This is a genomic window from Syntrophomonas sp. UBA1041, assembly GCF_002316705.1.
Lineage (GTDB): Bacteria > Bacillota > Syntrophomonadia > Syntrophomonadales > Syntrophomonadaceae > DTU019.
Genome location: NZ_DCEA01000017.1, coordinates 1 through 15165 on the forward strand (window position 1 = coordinate 1; position 15165 = coordinate 15165).

The 15165-nt window shown below is 50.5% G+C and carries 14 protein-coding genes, 1 pseudogene and 1 other annotated feature; of the genes and pseudogenes, 9 read left to right on the top strand and 6 right to left on the bottom strand.

What is annotated here, in order from left to right; all coding sequences use genetic code 11:
* The 4 genes and pseudogenes from porA to B2633_RS03565 form a co-directional block, all read right to left on the bottom strand.
* Positions 1 to 464 (bottom strand): annotated as a pseudogene (gene porA, locus B2633_RS03550) (pyruvate ferredoxin oxidoreductase); the annotation flags it as partial.
* 4 nt (positions 465 to 468) lie between these two features.
* Positions 469 to 726 (bottom strand): 4Fe-4S binding protein, encoded by a 258-nt coding sequence (locus B2633_RS03555; protein WP_483169182.1) that lies wholly within the window; start codon positions 724 to 726, stop codon positions 469 to 471.
* 39 nt (positions 727 to 765) lie between these two features.
* The gene (locus tag B2633_RS03560; RefSeq protein WP_483169184.1) at positions 766 to 1305 is read right to left on the bottom strand and encodes a 2-oxoacid:acceptor oxidoreductase family protein; all 540 of its coding nucleotides are present in this window, start codon (positions 1303 to 1305) and stop codon (positions 766 to 768) included.
* A 352-nt stretch (positions 1306 to 1657) separates the two neighbouring features.
* Positions 1658 to 1915, bottom strand: a binding site (T-box leader).
* 502 nt (positions 1916 to 2417) lie between these two features.
* The gene (locus tag B2633_RS03565) at positions 2418 to 2612 is read right to left on the bottom strand and encodes a hypothetical protein (RefSeq protein ID WP_481038403.1); all 195 of its coding nucleotides are present in this window, start codon (positions 2610 to 2612) and stop codon (positions 2418 to 2420) included.
* A 241-nt stretch (positions 2613 to 2853) separates the two neighbouring features.
* Between B2633_RS03565 and B2633_RS03570 the strand changes: the two genes are divergently transcribed.
* Positions 2854 to 2985, top strand: a complete 132-nt coding sequence (locus B2633_RS03570) for a hypothetical protein (protein ID WP_483169185.1) — start codon at positions 2854 to 2856, stop codon at positions 2983 to 2985.
* Positions 2986 to 3007: 22 nt separating this feature from the next.
* Here B2633_RS03570 and B2633_RS03575 read toward each other — a convergent pair whose 3' ends face one another.
* Both B2633_RS03575 and B2633_RS03580 read right to left on the bottom strand, forming a co-directional pair.
* Positions 3008 to 4966: a sigma-54-dependent Fis family transcriptional regulator gene (locus B2633_RS03575; protein WP_483169187.1), complete on the bottom strand. Its 1959-nt coding sequence runs from the start codon at positions 4964 to 4966 to the stop codon at positions 3008 to 3010.
* A gap of 169 nt (positions 4967 to 5135) precedes the next feature.
* A complete protein-coding gene (locus tag B2633_RS03580) occupies positions 5136 to 5840 on the bottom strand; it encodes a FadR/GntR family transcriptional regulator (RefSeq protein ID WP_483169188.1) in 705 nt (234 codons plus the stop codon).
* A 406-nt stretch (positions 5841 to 6246) separates the two neighbouring features.
* Between B2633_RS03580 and B2633_RS03585 the strand changes: the two genes are divergently transcribed.
* The 8 genes from B2633_RS03585 to B2633_RS03620 all read left to right on the top strand — a co-directional run bounded on the left by B2633_RS03585 (position 6247) and on the right by B2633_RS03620 (position 14973).
* Complete coding sequence (locus tag B2633_RS03585) at positions 6247 to 8823, top strand: molybdopterin-dependent oxidoreductase (protein ID WP_483169190.1); 2577 nt, start codon at positions 6247 to 6249, stop codon at positions 8821 to 8823.
* A 15-nt stretch (positions 8824 to 8838) separates the two neighbouring features.
* Complete coding sequence (locus B2633_RS03590; protein WP_483169191.1) at positions 8839 to 9543, top strand: 4Fe-4S dicluster domain-containing protein; 705 nt, start codon at positions 8839 to 8841, stop codon at positions 9541 to 9543.
* A 54-nt stretch (positions 9544 to 9597) separates the two neighbouring features.
* Entirely contained in the window at positions 9598 to 10227 is a 630-nt protein-coding gene (locus tag B2633_RS03595; RefSeq protein WP_483169192.1) for a TorD/DmsD family molecular chaperone, read from the top strand.
* 24 nt (positions 10228 to 10251) lie between these two features.
* On the top strand, positions 10252 to 10914 hold the full coding sequence (locus B2633_RS03600; protein ID WP_483169194.1) for a hypothetical protein: 663 nt from the start codon (positions 10252 to 10254) through the stop codon (positions 10912 to 10914).
* Between the two features lie 16 nt (positions 10915 to 10930).
* Positions 10931 to 11743, top strand: a complete 813-nt coding sequence (locus B2633_RS03605; protein WP_483169195.1) for a formate dehydrogenase subunit gamma — start codon at positions 10931 to 10933, stop codon at positions 11741 to 11743.
* Between the two features lie 101 nt (positions 11744 to 11844).
* A complete protein-coding gene (locus B2633_RS03610) occupies positions 11845 to 13179 on the top strand; it encodes a cytochrome c biogenesis ResB family protein (protein ID WP_483169197.1) in 1335 nt (444 codons plus the stop codon).
* Positions 13166 to 14005, top strand: a complete 840-nt coding sequence (gene ccsB / locus B2633_RS03615; RefSeq protein ID WP_483169199.1) for a c-type cytochrome biogenesis protein CcsB — start codon at positions 13166 to 13168, stop codon at positions 14003 to 14005. The genes B2633_RS03610 and ccsB overlap by 14 nt, the downstream gene beginning before the upstream one ends.
* Before the next feature lie 425 nt (positions 14006 to 14430).
* On the top strand, positions 14431 to 14973 hold the full coding sequence (locus tag B2633_RS03620; protein WP_483169200.1) for a nitroreductase family protein: 543 nt from the start codon (positions 14431 to 14433) through the stop codon (positions 14971 to 14973).
* Positions 14974 to 15165 lie beyond the last annotated feature (192 nt).

The window sequence follows — 15165 nt, forward strand, 5'->3', positions numbered from 1 at the left end:
ACGCGGAAGGCCTGCAAAATAGTGTTAAACACTTCCTGATTGGAGGAGCAGTGATATTGGATCCAGCCGGTATCGCGCTGGGCAAATGAATCCTGATGATCGGCCCACAGGGTCCAGGGGGCAAAAATACCGCGGTTGACGTTGCACATTACCACCGGTAAGCGTCCGCCGGAAGCCATGTGTAAAACTTCGTGCATATACAGCAGGCCGTTGGCCGATGTGGCTGTGAAAACCCGGGCGCCGGCAGCGGCAGCGGCCACGGCAGCAGCCAGAACACTGTGTTCGCCTTCCACCGGAATGAAGCGGGCGTGCAGCTCCCCGCTTTCAACCATGGCGGCCACCGCTTCCATAATGCTGGTCTGGGGGGTGATGGGGTAGCCGGGTACTACGTCCACCCGGGCGCTTTTTACGGCCAAGGCCGCAGCATAGGCGCCAGTTTCCATTCTAACTTGTGCTGCTTTCATACGGCTACTCCTCCTTTTCCATGCTGATGGCGCCGGTGGGGCATTCTGTGGCGCATATGCCACAGCCCTTGCAATAGCGGTAATCAATAGTAATTTCATGGCGGTCAATAACCGCTTCCGGACAATATACCCAGCAGAATTGGCATTTGGTGCATAGCTGAGTGTCAACCACCGGACGGTGCGCCCGCCAGGAACCGGTGTCCCCGCCGGCTCCCTTCATCGGCCAGGAAATGGGGCGGTAGGCTTTCGTAACTGATTTCATTTATTTCCATTCCTTTCGCTAATCCAAATATAAAGCGGGCTATATGCTGATTTGCGTTACGCTGTTATAAGCCTTGCCGGCGGCCCCCAGATTGCGCTCGCCACTCCCCGGCCATTTATTAAGGATGGTTTGCTCCATAATATTTTGTGGGATGCTTAAGACCCGGCACACCGCGCCAAACAGCGGAATATTGATCATGGGTCCGTCGGCGGAGAATAATCCGGCTTCGCGGGCAATGGCGTCGGCGTCCACCTGCCAGGTGGGGTGCATCCCCACGGCTGCAGCCTGGGGAGCATTGATGATCACGGTGCCGATCTCAGTGATACCTTCACCGACCGCAGCTTCGGTGAGCTTTTCACTCATCACTACCACATAATCCGGCAGCTCGCATTGACTGTGGGCGTGGATCGTGGTGGGGGACATGCGCACTGCTGCCCGCACCGGCGCTCCGCGGCGTTCCACCCCGAAGAAAGGCAAGGCCTGTCCCTGCTCACCGTTTTCCAAGGCTGCCTGCGCTAACAAGTGAGCCAGGGTAACCGAGCCCTGTCCGCCAAACCCGTTGATTCTTAGTTCCAACATGTTGTTCCTCCATTCTTCCATGGTGCCGTCAGGGGTACACGTTATCTGAAGCTTTCAATGAATCCAGATTGCCTCCCATGCTTCTGTCATCAGAAAATTCCCAATAAATATATATGAGGACAAAACTCTACACAAACCCCGCGCCCCTTATAACGGTCTTCTCTAAATAGTACTTGTGCATTCGTCAATTGCTCCTCCCTTAGCTTTATGAGCCAATCGGGCAGCAGCGGATAATTAAGGGGCGCCCAGCCGCTACCGGCTGTCTCCCTTATCTAAAAATAGTTGCAGGTTGCCAAGATCATCCTGGATCAAAACCACCTATTTGATAAAAATATAAACCCTTCGCTCAGAACTCTGAGACGAAGGGTTTAACTCCGCGGTACCACTCAAATTAACGGCTAGGTTGCCGTTCACTCCATCAGGATGCGGATCTTAAGATCCGTTATCCTCTTCCTTTTAACGGTGAAAGTTCCGTCCGGGCCTACTTTCACAAATGATTTCGGTCGGCAACTCCAGGATGAGTTCTGCTTGCCTCTTTGACCGCCTCGCACCAAACAGCGGCTCTCTGTAGCCCAAGGATCAGCTTACTATTCCCTATTATCGTCAATTTGTATATTGCATTTATTGTACTGACCTGCTATTTTTCTGTCAACATTTCCGCTATACCTTAAGCTGTGGAGATTTAACCTGTTTTGATGGGCGCCATTGTCTTCACACCGTGGGTTTTCAACAACTTGGCGGGTTCACGGCAGTAAAAAGGCGTTGACCAGATCCGGGTCGGTCAGAGCCACAGGTCAGTTTTCAGCCTGCTGTAAAGCTGGGTTGATGGCATGCCCGATCTTGACGCTGCCAAAGCTGCCGCACGGAATAATTACACGGCGATTAAATAAGGAACTATGGATGACAAAAATTTTTGGCTAGATCTCTTGATCCTCTTCAAACCGGGGCCGGTTTCTTTGTCTGAAATTACAGTCAATATTACAATATTCATCCTATTTCCTCAACAAAAAAATTAAAATTATTAAACAAAGGGATAGTTTCTCCAGTTATACTCGTTTTGATAGTGCAACCGGAGAACCATCCCCATATCTAAACACCACTAAGACAATGCGTTAAATAAATCCCAGGACTAGAGCCATGACTCCTGCGGCGACAGCGACCCAACTCAGTTTTTTACGGGTTGAAAACTGGCCGGCCACACCTGCTGCGACTGCGACGCTTCCCATAATCATAGGCTGCCAGAAGAAACCCAGGACGCCTAATAAAATGCCGATTATCGCCAGCCATTTCGCCATGTCATCACTCACCGTAAGTCCTCCTTTCCGAAGATTTCTTATAACCCTGATCGTTATTTGAGAACGGTCTTATCCAAGATATATTCAACCAAAAGGTGCAATATGTATCGCGGAGCGCCGGTAACCTATCTGAGCTGCTGGCTTCTGGACAGGCCTATCATAATGGGGCGGCAGGCTGATAAAGGCCTGATGTGGTATGATCCCGGAGAATGCTATGGCATTTGTGACCATGCGGGGTGTTACCGGCAAATAGATGATGATCCTGCTTAAATTCCATACCTCCGTCGCGGCTGCCGGGTATATAAGCGGCTGTGGCGACGGCATCATGAGGCACAATAATCCTATTACCTGTCATAAAGCAGACTTTATCATCGATGTTCGTTAACAGCGGCCGGTAACAACGACGGCTAACGATGGGCTTTAGAGATGTGATAGAGTTCGAGCTTGCGGTACAGGGTGGTTCTGGAAAATCCCATGGCTTTAGCTACTTCGGTGAGATTGCCGCGGTGCTTTTCCAACAGATCTATAATGAGTTCCGCTTCTTTTTCGGCAATCAGTCGTTTCTTTTTCTGGGCGTAAGTGAGTTGCGCCTCTGAATCGGAAAGGCTATGCCCGGTATTCAGCGGCGGGGTATGACGCAGGGTGCAAATTTCGGGGGGCAGGTCTGATGGGGTGATGGGCTGGGTGTCTGCGATGATGGCCAGTCTTTCAGCGACATTTTGCAGTTCACGCACATTGCCAGGCCAGTTGTATCTGGCCAGACAGTGCATAACCGCAGGGTTCATAATTCTTTCCATAATTATCGGCGCAACACCCAGCTTCATCAAATAGTGCTGCATTAGCAAAGCGATGTCGTCTTTTCTATCCCTTAGCGGTGGTATGGTAATGCAAATCACATTCAGACGATAGTAGAGGTCCTGCCTGAAATTGCCGTTTTCTACTTCTTCCAGCAAATCCTTGTTGGAGGCGCAAATAATGCGCACATCTACTGGGATGTTCTTGGAATCGCCAATGCGGGTTACCATTTTATCCTGCAAGACCCGCAGTAAAACCACCTGCTGATCCAGCGGCATGTCCCCGATTTCATCGAGGAAAAGGGTACCGCCTGCAGCCATCTCGAACTTGCCGGCTTTGCCCCCTCGCCTGGCCCCGGTAAATGCGCCATCTACATAGCCGAATAGTTCGCTTCCAATCAGTTCCCGGGGAATGGCTCCGCAGTTGATGGCCACGAAAGGTCCCTGGCAGCGAGGACTGTGATTATGAATAGCCTGGGCGAAGATCTCTTTTCCGGTGCCGCTCTCACCTTGAAGCATCATATTACTCATGGTACTGGCAGCAACCCGGGCGAGTTTAACGGTTTCCTTAATGGGGTGGCTGAGGCCGATAATGTCATCGAAGTTTAGCTCCGCCCGGGTCCCACAGACGCTGTTGACCAGGCGGTGTACCCTGTCGATGCTGTGCAAGACGATGATGCCGCCGGTGATACTGCCCTTATCGTCATGGCTGGGCTGCCCTGATGCCAGGCAATGAACCCGGCCGGTCGGGCAATCCAGGAGCAATTCAACATCATTAAAAGGAATGCCGGCATTAAGCATTAAATCGAAACAAGCTTTGCCCTCAAACAGTTTTTTTAAGGTTACGGAGCTGTATCCCTGGGCTTTTTTGCCGAGGATTTTGACCGCCGACTGATTTAGGTCTTCAATTTCGCCGGCATTAGTGACTATAATCACCCCGTCCGCCATAAGATTGAAGATGTCTTTAAGGCGCCTGCTGTAAACCGATAGCTGCTTATCCTGTTCGGCCACCTGCCATTTGTTCACGATAATCTTAACCACTTTATGCAGCATGGAGAGTACGCGGGAATGGTCTTCGTAACTGGGCCCGATCAGACCTAAAACCAGGGTTAAGGTCCCGTGATAATCAAAAATGGGTACCGCTGAGGTAGTGTAGATCGCCAGATCATGATGGAAATGCTCTGATCCGGTAATTTGTATGGCTTTTTGCATCTGTATAGAGGTTCCCAGGGCGTTAGTCCCCAGGAATTCCTCGCTCCAATTATTCAAACTGATTGGCTTCAGGGGCGGGATGCTTTCGATAACCCAGCCTTCCTCATCTGTCAATACTACATGAAACCCGCTGCCTTTTACGGATTTATAAATATCGTTCATAGCCGCCACGGCAATATCTATCAGTTCGGCATAATCGGCAACAGATTTAGCTCTTTCCGCAGGGAAGCTGCTGTGTAATTTCTTGTGGGGGTCGACTCCAGCCTGTTGCGAACGCTGCCATGATGAGGCTATTTCGGGGAGGGAAAACTCATCTGAGAAGTTGGATGTGACGGTGTCAATGGCTTGGGGCTTAGGCATAAAATCACCTCTATCAAATCTTTCGGCTTTAGCGTATACCGGTATATTGGTATACCAGTAAAACAACAATCATGCCTCAACATCTGGGAATCCCCATACAACCAGACCTAAATATCTTTGAACCGCATCAGCCCTGTATTACTTCGAAACAGTTGCCGTCTTAAGCCAGCTAATCACTGCGAGCAGACTCTTCCGTGTTGTCAAGGTGTTCTTGCATCATTCTCTTGGCTTCGGGGCCGTTCTGCTCTTTAATCATCTGCAGAATTTGCCGGTGAGATAGCAGGGCTACCGGAGCCAACCCGTGTTTTCTCAAGGAATTTTCCCGGGACATCTCCGTCAGGGTGATCAAAAGGTCATTTATACGCGCTATCACTTTATTCTTGGATGCTTTACTTATCGCGGTGTGGAATTGGGTGGCGGCCTGAATGCCGTCTCCCCCCCTGGCAATATCGGCTTCCATTTCTTGGAGAATTTGGCCCATGGCCTGTATATCGGCCTCAGTGCGTCTGACGGCGGCCAGTTCAACCGCTTTGAGTTCTATGGCCTGCCGGGCTTCAAATAAGTCGGAAATGATGTCACTGCTGGTTTCTATCATAAAATCAATCTTGGAGAGCAGGTCGTTGATATCGACATGTTTAAGGTAAACCCCGTCCCCGGGGATATACTGGATAATTTCCATGAACTCCATTATCTTTAAGGCTTCCCGCACCGGCACCCTGCTGACCTGAAACATTTCTGCCAGTTCACGTTCCGAGGGCAATTTGTCGCCTACTTTGAGCTTGCCTTCCAGGATCATATCCTTAACCCGTTTGATAATGATCTCATATAATCTTACCGATTGAGCCTCACGTGCTCTGGCAATTGGTTTATACATATTGCTGACTCCCTTAATTTGATACGAGGTGTGAATGGGAAGGTGGTATACCAATATACCATCCTAAGTTGAGTATACAATAAGCCTCGATTAATTGCCACCAGATTGTTGACTGAAATAGATCTGCAAGCTGTAACAAATAGGCGACAGAGTGTAACAAACAGTTGGCATCTGATTGTAACAACTGTGATATTACCTGGAGAAGATTTTTTTAAAACGATATCGATAAAGCACAGCAAACGCAGGAGTTATGGCACATCCGGTGGTTGGCATACAATTTGCAACCCTAATTTAATTTAAAAGCCCGCCATACCAGGTAAAAGAAATAGAAGAAAAGGAGGTTTCCGCGGAAAAGTTGCTTTATTTTCCATCAATGCAGTCAAAACGAGACATAAGGAGTGAAGCCATGAATACTCACAAAAAACTAAGCAGAAGGTCATTCCTAAAATGGACCGGTATCACTACAGCTCTAATGGTAATAGAGTCCCCGCTGAGGAACTTCGATGTAGCCTACGCCTTTGGGGAGCATCCCCAGGAAAAACCCCGCTACCTGGCTAAGAAAAAAGTCCCTCAGGTTTGTGCCCGGGCTTGTGAATGTGATTGCCATTACGATGTCATAGTGGGGGTAGACCAGGTGACTGGACTGGAAAGAGCCCTGACCCTGGAAGGCCGGCCTGACGACCCGGTTTCTCGTGGTAAGTTCTGTATCAAAGCCCTGGGCTTTGTAGATGGCATGTACAATCCCGACCGTTTACTGGTTACATTGAAAAGAACCAATCCCAAGCGCGGTGAAGGGGAAGACCCCGGCTGGGTGACAGTTAAGTCGGAGGATGCGGTCAACGAGATCATCGAAAAAATGAAGACTTACAAGCGGGAAGAAATTTTGTTTGCTTCACCGGGGGATCCCTACAGCAACCGTTTGTGCCGCTCCCTGGGCGTCACCCGAAGCGACCAGCGCACTGAATGTTTCGGCACCCATTATTATCTTAACTCCTTGATGATCACCAATCCTCCTAATAAGTATTACTCCAGCACTTACACGGTGACCCATTCATTGTGGGGTTATGATTACAGTCAGACCAAATATATGGTATGGTTCGGTTTCGATTCTTTCAGCAAAACCGCTAAAGCCGGCATATTAAACCACATCGTGGAGGGGAAACGCAACGGCACTAAAATCATTTTCTTCAATCCGGTAAAAACCCCCCTGGCTGATGGCATGGCTGATGAATACTACGCTATTAAGCCCGGCACCGACCTGGCAGTAGCTCTGGCCATGGCTAAAGTGATCATAGACAACAAGCTTTATCAGGCTGATTTCTTGAAAGATTACAGCGATGCCGGAGTTTTGATCGATTTGGAGACCAAAAAACGCTTAACTGATGCCCAGGGAACCTGGCTGGCCTGGAGCCAGGCTGACGGCAAACCCGCCCCGGTCAACAACTGCAATAATATGGCCTTCGATGGCGGACCGTTCAGCTTCGATTATAATGGCAAACAGGTTACTGCCAAGCCGGTCTTGCAATTGCTGCAGGAAAACCTCAAGGATTGCACTCCTGATTGGGCCGCACAAATCAGTGAGGTGCCTGCTGCGGATATCGACAGGATAGCCCGCGAGTTTGCCCAAGCAGCCCCAACCGTCTGCATACCCAACCTGAAGCGCGACGCGGCCGGACCGAACTACTCCAACAGCTGGCGCTTGATGCAGACCATCAATATCCTGCACATGCTGACCGGGTCTCTGGATCATGACGGAGCGGTGCTGTTCCTGTCCGGGGTTAAGATTCCCTGGCTGGAAGATGTGGATCCCCTTGTCAAACCTTATCCCCAACAACCCGCCAGCCCGGCTGACTATCGCAATCAGTTCCCGGTGACCGACAACATTTATAAGAATAGGGATTTCAGCGCACCTGGGCATTACGGTATGGTAGGGCATGGACTCTATCACGGCAGCACCACCAAGATGGTGTTTTTCAAGGGCCCGCATCGCGGCCTGTTCGCCTTGATTCAACCACAGATGACTGAAGCCGCTCTGGAAAAGATGGATCTGGTGGTAGACTGGAATCTATACCCTGATGACAATGCCTACTGGTGTGACTATGTACTGCCGGCTCCCCATCAATATGAAGAATCCAAACTGGACATCAGGCAGTATTATCCCAAATGGCCTTGCCTGGTGGGTGGCGATGCGGTGCAGAAACCTCCCGGTGATGTTATCGGCTGGGGCAAAGTGGCTAATATGATAGGTATGGCTTTAGCCCCTGAGTATTGGACCACCGATGGCAGCAGCGATCCTGCCAAGTTGATTAAGGGGAACATGAAAGACCCGGCCCTGCAAGCGGTAGGAGCCGCTGAGGACGGTACTGATTTCATGCAGAACAAAAACGGCTTCTGGATTGATAAAAAGCCTTACGAGAACTACAAAACCATTCGCGAAATTGGCTATGGCAGACCTGATGGCCGGGTGAAGATGTATGTCGATGAGTTCGCCGAGGTTGGTTTTGATGGATTGCCCACCTTCCAACCCCGCTGGACCTCGTCTGAAGGGGAATACCAATTCTCCCTGCTCATCACCAGAGCCGGGTGGCACATGCATGCAGACCCCAACTTCATAGATAATCCGGTTATCAACATGCTTTCCGCCAAGAACAATATCGATGCGGTATGGATCAGCCCGGCGGCCGGCCAAAAACTCAATTTGCAGAACGGGGATGAGGTCATCTTAGAGACCAATCCCAAGCATATGCCGGAACTGCCCAGGCCGGTAAAATCAAAAGTCTTCATGTCTTCGCGCATCACCCGGGATGACTGTGTAATGCTCTTCCATGGCATCGGCCACCGCTCTAAATGGCTTAAGCACGGTGTCTGGGGTTATCGGGACGGCGATTTGATTCCGCAGAAGGATCCGAATATCTGTAAACAGCACGATCCCACCGGCATGGGCTGGGTCGAGGATGTTTATGTTCGGATCAAAAAAGCCTAGGGAGGGTAGTGAAATATGAAACAATATGCGATTCTACTAGACAGCAGATTCTGTACGGGATGCAACACCTGTTTCTACAAATGCGTTCAGGAAAACAGACTTCACGATGTAGCCGCCAATGGCAATACCCGGACACTGGTGAAGATCAATGATGAGGGCATGTATCACCATCGCTGCATGCATTGCATAGAGCCCACCTGTGTGGCCAACTGCCCCAAAAAGGCCCTGACCAAGACTGATTATGGGCCGGTTTTATGGGATACCAATGTATGCATCCGCTGCGGCACCTGTGTGCAGAAGTGCCCTTTCCATGTACCCATGCTGGATCAACCCAACAATCAGATCGTCAAATGCAGCATGTGCGCCCACCGCAACCTGGGTCAGGATGAGAATGCTATACCGGCCTGTGTAACAGTGTGTCCCACCGGTGCCCTGGAATTCGGGGAAAGAGGGGCCATGGTAGCCAAGGCCAAGCAGATGGCCAAGGACGGTGGGTTGAACCTGTATGGCCTGGAGGAGAATGGCGGCACCAATATGCTGATTCTCACCAAGGCTGATCCCACTGCGGTCGGCTACCCGGCGGTACAGAAATCCAGTGCTGGCATGAGCCCGGTAGCCATAGGCGGCACAGCGGTCGGGGTAGCGGCAATAGCGGCGGCTGCCTACGCGGGTCTCAAGAAATACAGCACCAGACGAAACGAGATTGCCAAAGAAGATTAAACCTGACGAGTAAGTGCTTCTATTGCGCTTAATAAAAAGCCAGGGGGTTTTAAAATGCATATTGATGATAAACGACTGGAAGATCTGAATGCCAATATGGCTGTTTTTGCGTGGATGTCCAAAGCTATGGATTATCCGGACGAAGAATTCGTTGAGTCTCTGCTCAATAATCAGCTCATGGAAAACTTGCCCGAGGAGAGATGCCGGGCATTTAAGGACTATATTGCTGCTTTCGATTCAACTGAAGCCTTGCTGTTGGATCTGCAAAAGGACTATACCCGGATGTGCCATGTATCCAAACCTAGACTGGTTCCCCTATTTGAATCGGTTTATAAAGAAGGCAAGCTCTTTCAGGATTCCACCTTTGCCATCGCCAGGTTGTACGATGAAGCCGGGATCAGGCCGGGCAGCGAATTCAAACTGCCGCCGGATCATATCGCTCTGGAGCTTGAGTTCATGTCATATCTGATCTACCAGGAAATGGAAGCCATAAAAAGCGGCAATACCGATAATGAGCACATGGCTTTACGGCTGCAGGAGGAAACCATGTCCGGGCATCTTGCCCATTTCGGTCTGAGTGTTGCGGAACGGCTTTCCCAGCATGCCAGATCTCCTTTTTACCAAGGCATGGGCGATATGCTCAGAGTAATGTTTCAACCGCAGGAGCAGCCTGATTTAAACTAGAGGCATAAAGGGGTGATTCAATCAATGCCCTTATCAAGATTATTATTAGCTTTAATCATGAGTGTATTTCTGTTCGGGTTGACACCAGCCAGCCTGACTTTGGCGGACACTGAACAGCCCGACTTCAGCAATCAGAATTGTTTGAGTTGTCATGCTGAGGTGAGGCAGTTCATAACCACATCAGTTCATAGTGATTTCTCCTGTCTGGCCTGCCATCCTAATATAGGCAGCGAGCATCTCCAGGATTACAGGCCTAATTATGAAGACCCTGCGGAAACCTTGATATCCCCGCAGCGTGTCCCTGAGACCTGCGGCGCCTGCCACGCCGAGGAATTGGACTCCTATATGGAAAGCGTTCACGGCCGCGGCCTGCTTTTAGGCAGTATCGAGACTGCCAACTGTATCGACTGCCATGGATCACACAACGTCTTGGCTAGATCCGATCCTCAGGCCACCTATTCAGCTACCCGGCTGCCGGAAACCTGTGCCAAGTGCCATGAGGAAGCGCAGGAGAACTTCATAAGGGGGACCGAGCATAAATCTCTGGCCGCTGGCACCGGTATAGCGGAACACAACACACTCAAGTTCTTCGTCTGGCTGACCATTTTGACAGTAGTGGGCCTGATCGTGCATATGGAAGTGGAGCTGTTCCACCTGTTTAAACGGTCCAGACGCCCAAAGAGCTAGAAAGGGGTGAAATTTCGTGGGCAGTGTGTATCAGAGGTGGAATATACATCATCGTTTGCAGCACATTTTGCTGTTCACCAGCTTCCTGATCCTGGCTTTAACCGGGCTTCCCTTAAAGTACGCCGCCAAAGCCTGGGCAGTTAAGCTGAGCGCCCTCCTGGGCGGATTCAGCACCATGATGACCATACACAAAATTGCTGCCGCAGTGATGATCATAGCAGCGGTATATCATCTGGGATACCTGGTTTTCTGCAAATTCGTGGCTAAAGAAAGCTCCAAGGCCATGATACCAACCATGAAAGATGTTACCGATTTATTGGATCATATGGCCTTCTGTTTGGGAATGACCAAACAGAAGGCAAAATTTGACCGCTATTCCTATAAAGAGAAATTCGATTACTGGGCGGTCTTCTGGGGCATCGCCATTATGGTCGGTTCCGGGTTGATATTGTGGTTTCCTCATATATCCGCACGGTTCGTATCCCGCACCTTCATCGATTGTGCTCAAATAGCCCACAGCGATGAAGCCATGCTGGCCATTATGGCTATTTTTGTGTGGCATTTTTATAATGCTCATTTTAGCCCCATGGTATTTCCTATGAACAAGGTGTGGTTGGACGGAAAATTCTCACAAGAGGAGATGGAGGAATTCCATCCCCTGGAATTGCGCCATGGCGCCCCGCCGGTAGTAGGTAGGGACACCGCAGCGCCCGTTTATGAGGGCTCCAGATTCCGCCGCAGTTCAGTATTGATTGTCATTCAAATGATAGTCTACGCAGTGGTTCTGATTTGGTTCCTGTACGGATTTCTGCCGCTTGCTCTGATGTGACGACAGGCCTCTTGAACTACAAGAAGGTGCTGGGCATCAAAACATTTTAAGGAAGTGATTTATTGTCTGGCGATAAAAGCTGCTTGACTAAATTCAGATCCATGAAAACGGGCCTGGTTTTGGTCCTGGTCATCATCCTAGCCTCCATAGCAGGAACCATTATACCGCAGCACGGTATGCACGGTTCAGCAGGACGGTGGTACAGCTTGCTGCAGCTCGATGATGTGTTTCATTCCTGGTGGTATGTGGCCTTATTAATACTTGCCGCCTTGAATCTGATGGCCTGCAGCTTTTATCGCCTTAAAACGATCGTCCGTCGTGGAGAAGGCCCCCAGCCCTTGCTGGAAAGCGGGCACGTGGCCCAACTCAAGGAACAGGCTGCTTTGGTCATAGCCGGCAATTGCGCTGAGACCGGCGAAAGAATCGTTAAACTGCTTGTCAGCCGGGGATATGAAACCTGGTCTGACCGGCCAGAACCGGGTAAATGGCGGATAGGCGCTGAACACGGGCGCTTGCACGTATGGGGATCAGTCATCACCCATTTCAGTTTTCTGGTTATCATGTTAGGGGTTTTGGCCGGCGCGTTGTTCGGGTTTCAGGGCAGCATAAACGCGCCCGTGGGAGCTGTGTTCGGCCTGGACAACATTCCCGGGACGGGAGCCGCACCGGGAACAGAAGGGTTTGAGCTGCGGGTGGAAGACTTCCGGATCGAGCGCTATGCCGATTCGACACCTGCCGGGTATTTCAGCCGGGTAAGCATCATTGAAGATGGCTACGTCCAGCAAGCCGCAACTATTGGGGTAAACAACCCGTTGAATTACCATGGGGTTAAATTCTATCAGGCCAGCTACGGTGAGGCCATTGAAGTAATTATTGGCGGACCTGACGGCAAGATCATCAGTTCAGGGTTGATACTGCCGGGTCAGCGCTTCGCCATACCGGGGACGGAATACAGTGTCGCAGCAAACCTTCCCGCTTCCGCAGCTGGCCCTGGTTCAGCCCCGGAAACCGCCTCTTCCGGCAGGCAGCTGGCCTATGCCGTTTTCCAGGGAGGGCAACATGTGAGTATGGGCGAGACTGGACTTGCTATGCCCATCAGCATTGGTGAAGAGGGCAATACAGTCAAATTTGTTCAGACTCTGCCTTACACAGGCTTGCTGGTTAAAAAAGACCCTGGAGTGCCCTTGATCTGGCTGGGTTCATTTTTTCTGCTGGTCGGGATGGGGACGTCATTCTTCCTCAGGCCGCACCGCCTGTGGCTGGTGTTGCAGCAGGAGGGAACATGGATTGAAGTGGCCATAGGCGGCGCCACCGGCAAAAACCAGTTGGCGCTGGCTGAAAGCATTAAGACCATAAGCTGTGAGATAAAGCGGGTGGAGGTAACTGCTCCCCGGGAATTGGCTGATAAAGAGGTGCTGTTAAATGGGAACATATGAAGATCTTGCTTTTGGTGCTGCTTTTGCTGCATATACCGCAGCTATCCTGCTTAATGTATGGGATTTGGCAGCCAAAAGACAGGCTTTGAGCCGGTTTGCCAATTATATAACCGCTATTGGCTGGCTGTTCAACACCCTGGCTTTGATATTTCGCTCGGTGACTGCGGGAAGAATTCCCCTGGCCAACGGCTATGAGTTTTTAGTGGCATTTGTCTGGGGGATTGTATTGTTTTACTTATGGATGCAATATAAATACCGGCTCAGGGCAGCAGGCTTATTTGTTTTGCCCGTGGCGTGGGTGCTCTTGGCTTACGTAGCGGTGGAAATGCCGGCTGATCAAAAGCTGATCACCCCGTTGATGCCGGCCCTAAAGAGCAACTGGCTCAGTGTGCACGTCGCTACGGCTATTCTTTCTTATGGAGCCTTGGCAGTATCTTTCGCTCTGGCAGTAATGTATCTGATAAAGGAGCGCTATACCAAAAATCAGGCCACAACATCGGTGTTATTTCAAAAACTGCCCGGCATGGAGGTCCTGGACGAGTCCTGCTATCGATTCATTACTGTAGGATTCTTCTTGCTATCCATGGTTATCATCAGCGGAGCCATCTGGGCGGAGCAGGCCTGGGGCGCCTACTGGAGCTGGGATCCTAAAGAAACCTGGTCCTTGATCACCTGGTTGATATATGGAGCCTGCCTGCATGTCAGACAGACGTATGGCTGGCGGGGGCGCCGTTCTTCGGTAATAGCGGTGATCGGGTTCGCAGCGGTCCTATTCACCTTCTTCGGGGTTAATTACTGGCTGGTCGGTTTGCACAGCTATGCATGATGATAACTCCCCCTCTCCCATGGGGGACGCGGGGTTGCCGTAACCATCCCCGCGTCCCTATCCCCGTATACTCATACCATATAGACAGGTGGCCACAACCCGACCATGGTGGTTGGCCGCTTTCCCCCTCACAAACCCCAGACCCTATCCCATATCCAGGCTGGAGGCTATTATCAATGAACTGAAAGAGGGATAATTAAGTTGAAGCACAGTACAATACAGCGTTTAGACAACCCCGCCCGCTAGGCCTTGCAAGAGATAATTCGTTATTACAACAGGTTTAAGGGATAATGGGGGAGTCAGACGCTTTTTTCATTATTCTGCTGAAGAATGCCAATAACATGCCATTTTGACGGTTTTCTGGGATTTTTTTGCAAAACGCATTATGTTAAAGTATTAATAAAAGCTTAAAGGAGTTGAGTACAATGAATACTTTAGATGCGATTGCCAAGAGAAGAAGTATCAGAAAGTACAAATCTGAACAGATTGAGGATGCGAATCTGGAACAGGTCATCAAGGCGGGACAAATCGCACCCAATGCGGGTCCATTCCACATCAGCGTGATTCAGAATGCAGAACTTCTGAATAAAATCGCGGAGGTGTCGGTGCAGGCCATGAAGGACTCGGGAATCAAAATGATGATGAATCGTGCGGCCGTGCCCGGTTTTAGTCCGCTCTATGGGGCCCCGACTCTGGTGGTTCTCTCCGCTTCTCCGAAGAACCCTTACAGCATGGCTAATATAGCCGCTGCCGGTGCAAATATGACTGTTGCCGCCACTGATTTAGGGCTGGGTTCATGCCTGATGGCCACACCGGAGCTTGGCTTTAAGGCCGATGCGGCTTTGGCTGCTGCGGCAGGGATTCCCGAAGGCTTCTCGGTCATACTGTGTGCGACCCTGGGCCATATTGACGACGATGTTAAAATCCCCGCAAGAACTGAAACGGACAACGTGAATTATATTAAATAAACATAAGCTTGGGGTTGTCAAAGAAGTGGGCAGACCGAGCAGAAAAAAGTGAAGATCGAGGACGAGCAACCCCGCGATTGAGGCGTGCTTAGGGTACGTTGATGGAATGGACTCGCGATGTAACCATGAGATTGACTTTTTTAACGGTCTAGGGGGCGGTGAAAACCGCCCCCTTATGCATCTGTTTGTAAG

Bases quoted from the DNA above. Each gene is read 5' to 3' on its own strand.
- B2633_RS03570 (WP_483169185.1), top strand. From the start codon at position 2,854: ATGATGATCCTGCTTAAATTCCATACCTCCGTCGCGGCTGCCGGGTAT.
- B2633_RS03595 (WP_483169192.1), top strand. From the start codon at position 9,598: ATGCATATTGATGATAAACGACTGGAAGATCTGAATGCCAATATGGCT.
- B2633_RS03585 (WP_483169190.1), top strand. From the start codon at position 6,247: ATGAATACTCACAAAAAACTAAGCAGAAGGTCATTCCTAAAATGGACC.
- B2633_RS03590 (WP_483169191.1), top strand. From the start codon at position 8,839: ATGAAACAATATGCGATTCTACTAGACAGCAGATTCTGTACGGGATGC.
- B2633_RS03555 (WP_483169182.1), bottom strand. From the start codon at position 726: ATGAAATCAGTTACGAAAGCCTACCGCCCCATTTCCTGGCCGATGAAG.
- B2633_RS03575 (WP_483169187.1), bottom strand. From the start codon at position 4,966: ATGCCTAAGCCCCAAGCCATTGACACCGTCACATCCAACTTCTCAGAT.
- B2633_RS03560 (WP_483169184.1), bottom strand. From the start codon at position 1,305: ATGTTGGAACTAAGAATCAACGGGTTTGGCGGACAGGGCTCGGTTACC.
- B2633_RS03620 (WP_483169200.1), top strand. From the start codon at position 14,431: ATGAATACTTTAGATGCGATTGCCAAGAGAAGAAGTATCAGAAAGTAC.
- B2633_RS03610 (WP_483169197.1), top strand. From the start codon at position 11,845: ATGAAAACGGGCCTGGTTTTGGTCCTGGTCATCATCCTAGCCTCCATA.
- B2633_RS03580 (WP_483169188.1), bottom strand. From the start codon at position 5,840: ATGTATAAACCAATTGCCAGAGCACGTGAGGCTCAATCGGTAAGATTA.
- B2633_RS03600 (WP_483169194.1), top strand. From the start codon at position 10,252: ATGCCCTTATCAAGATTATTATTAGCTTTAATCATGAGTGTATTTCTG.
- ccsB (WP_483169199.1), top strand. From the start codon at position 13,166: ATGGGAACATATGAAGATCTTGCTTTTGGTGCTGCTTTTGCTGCATAT.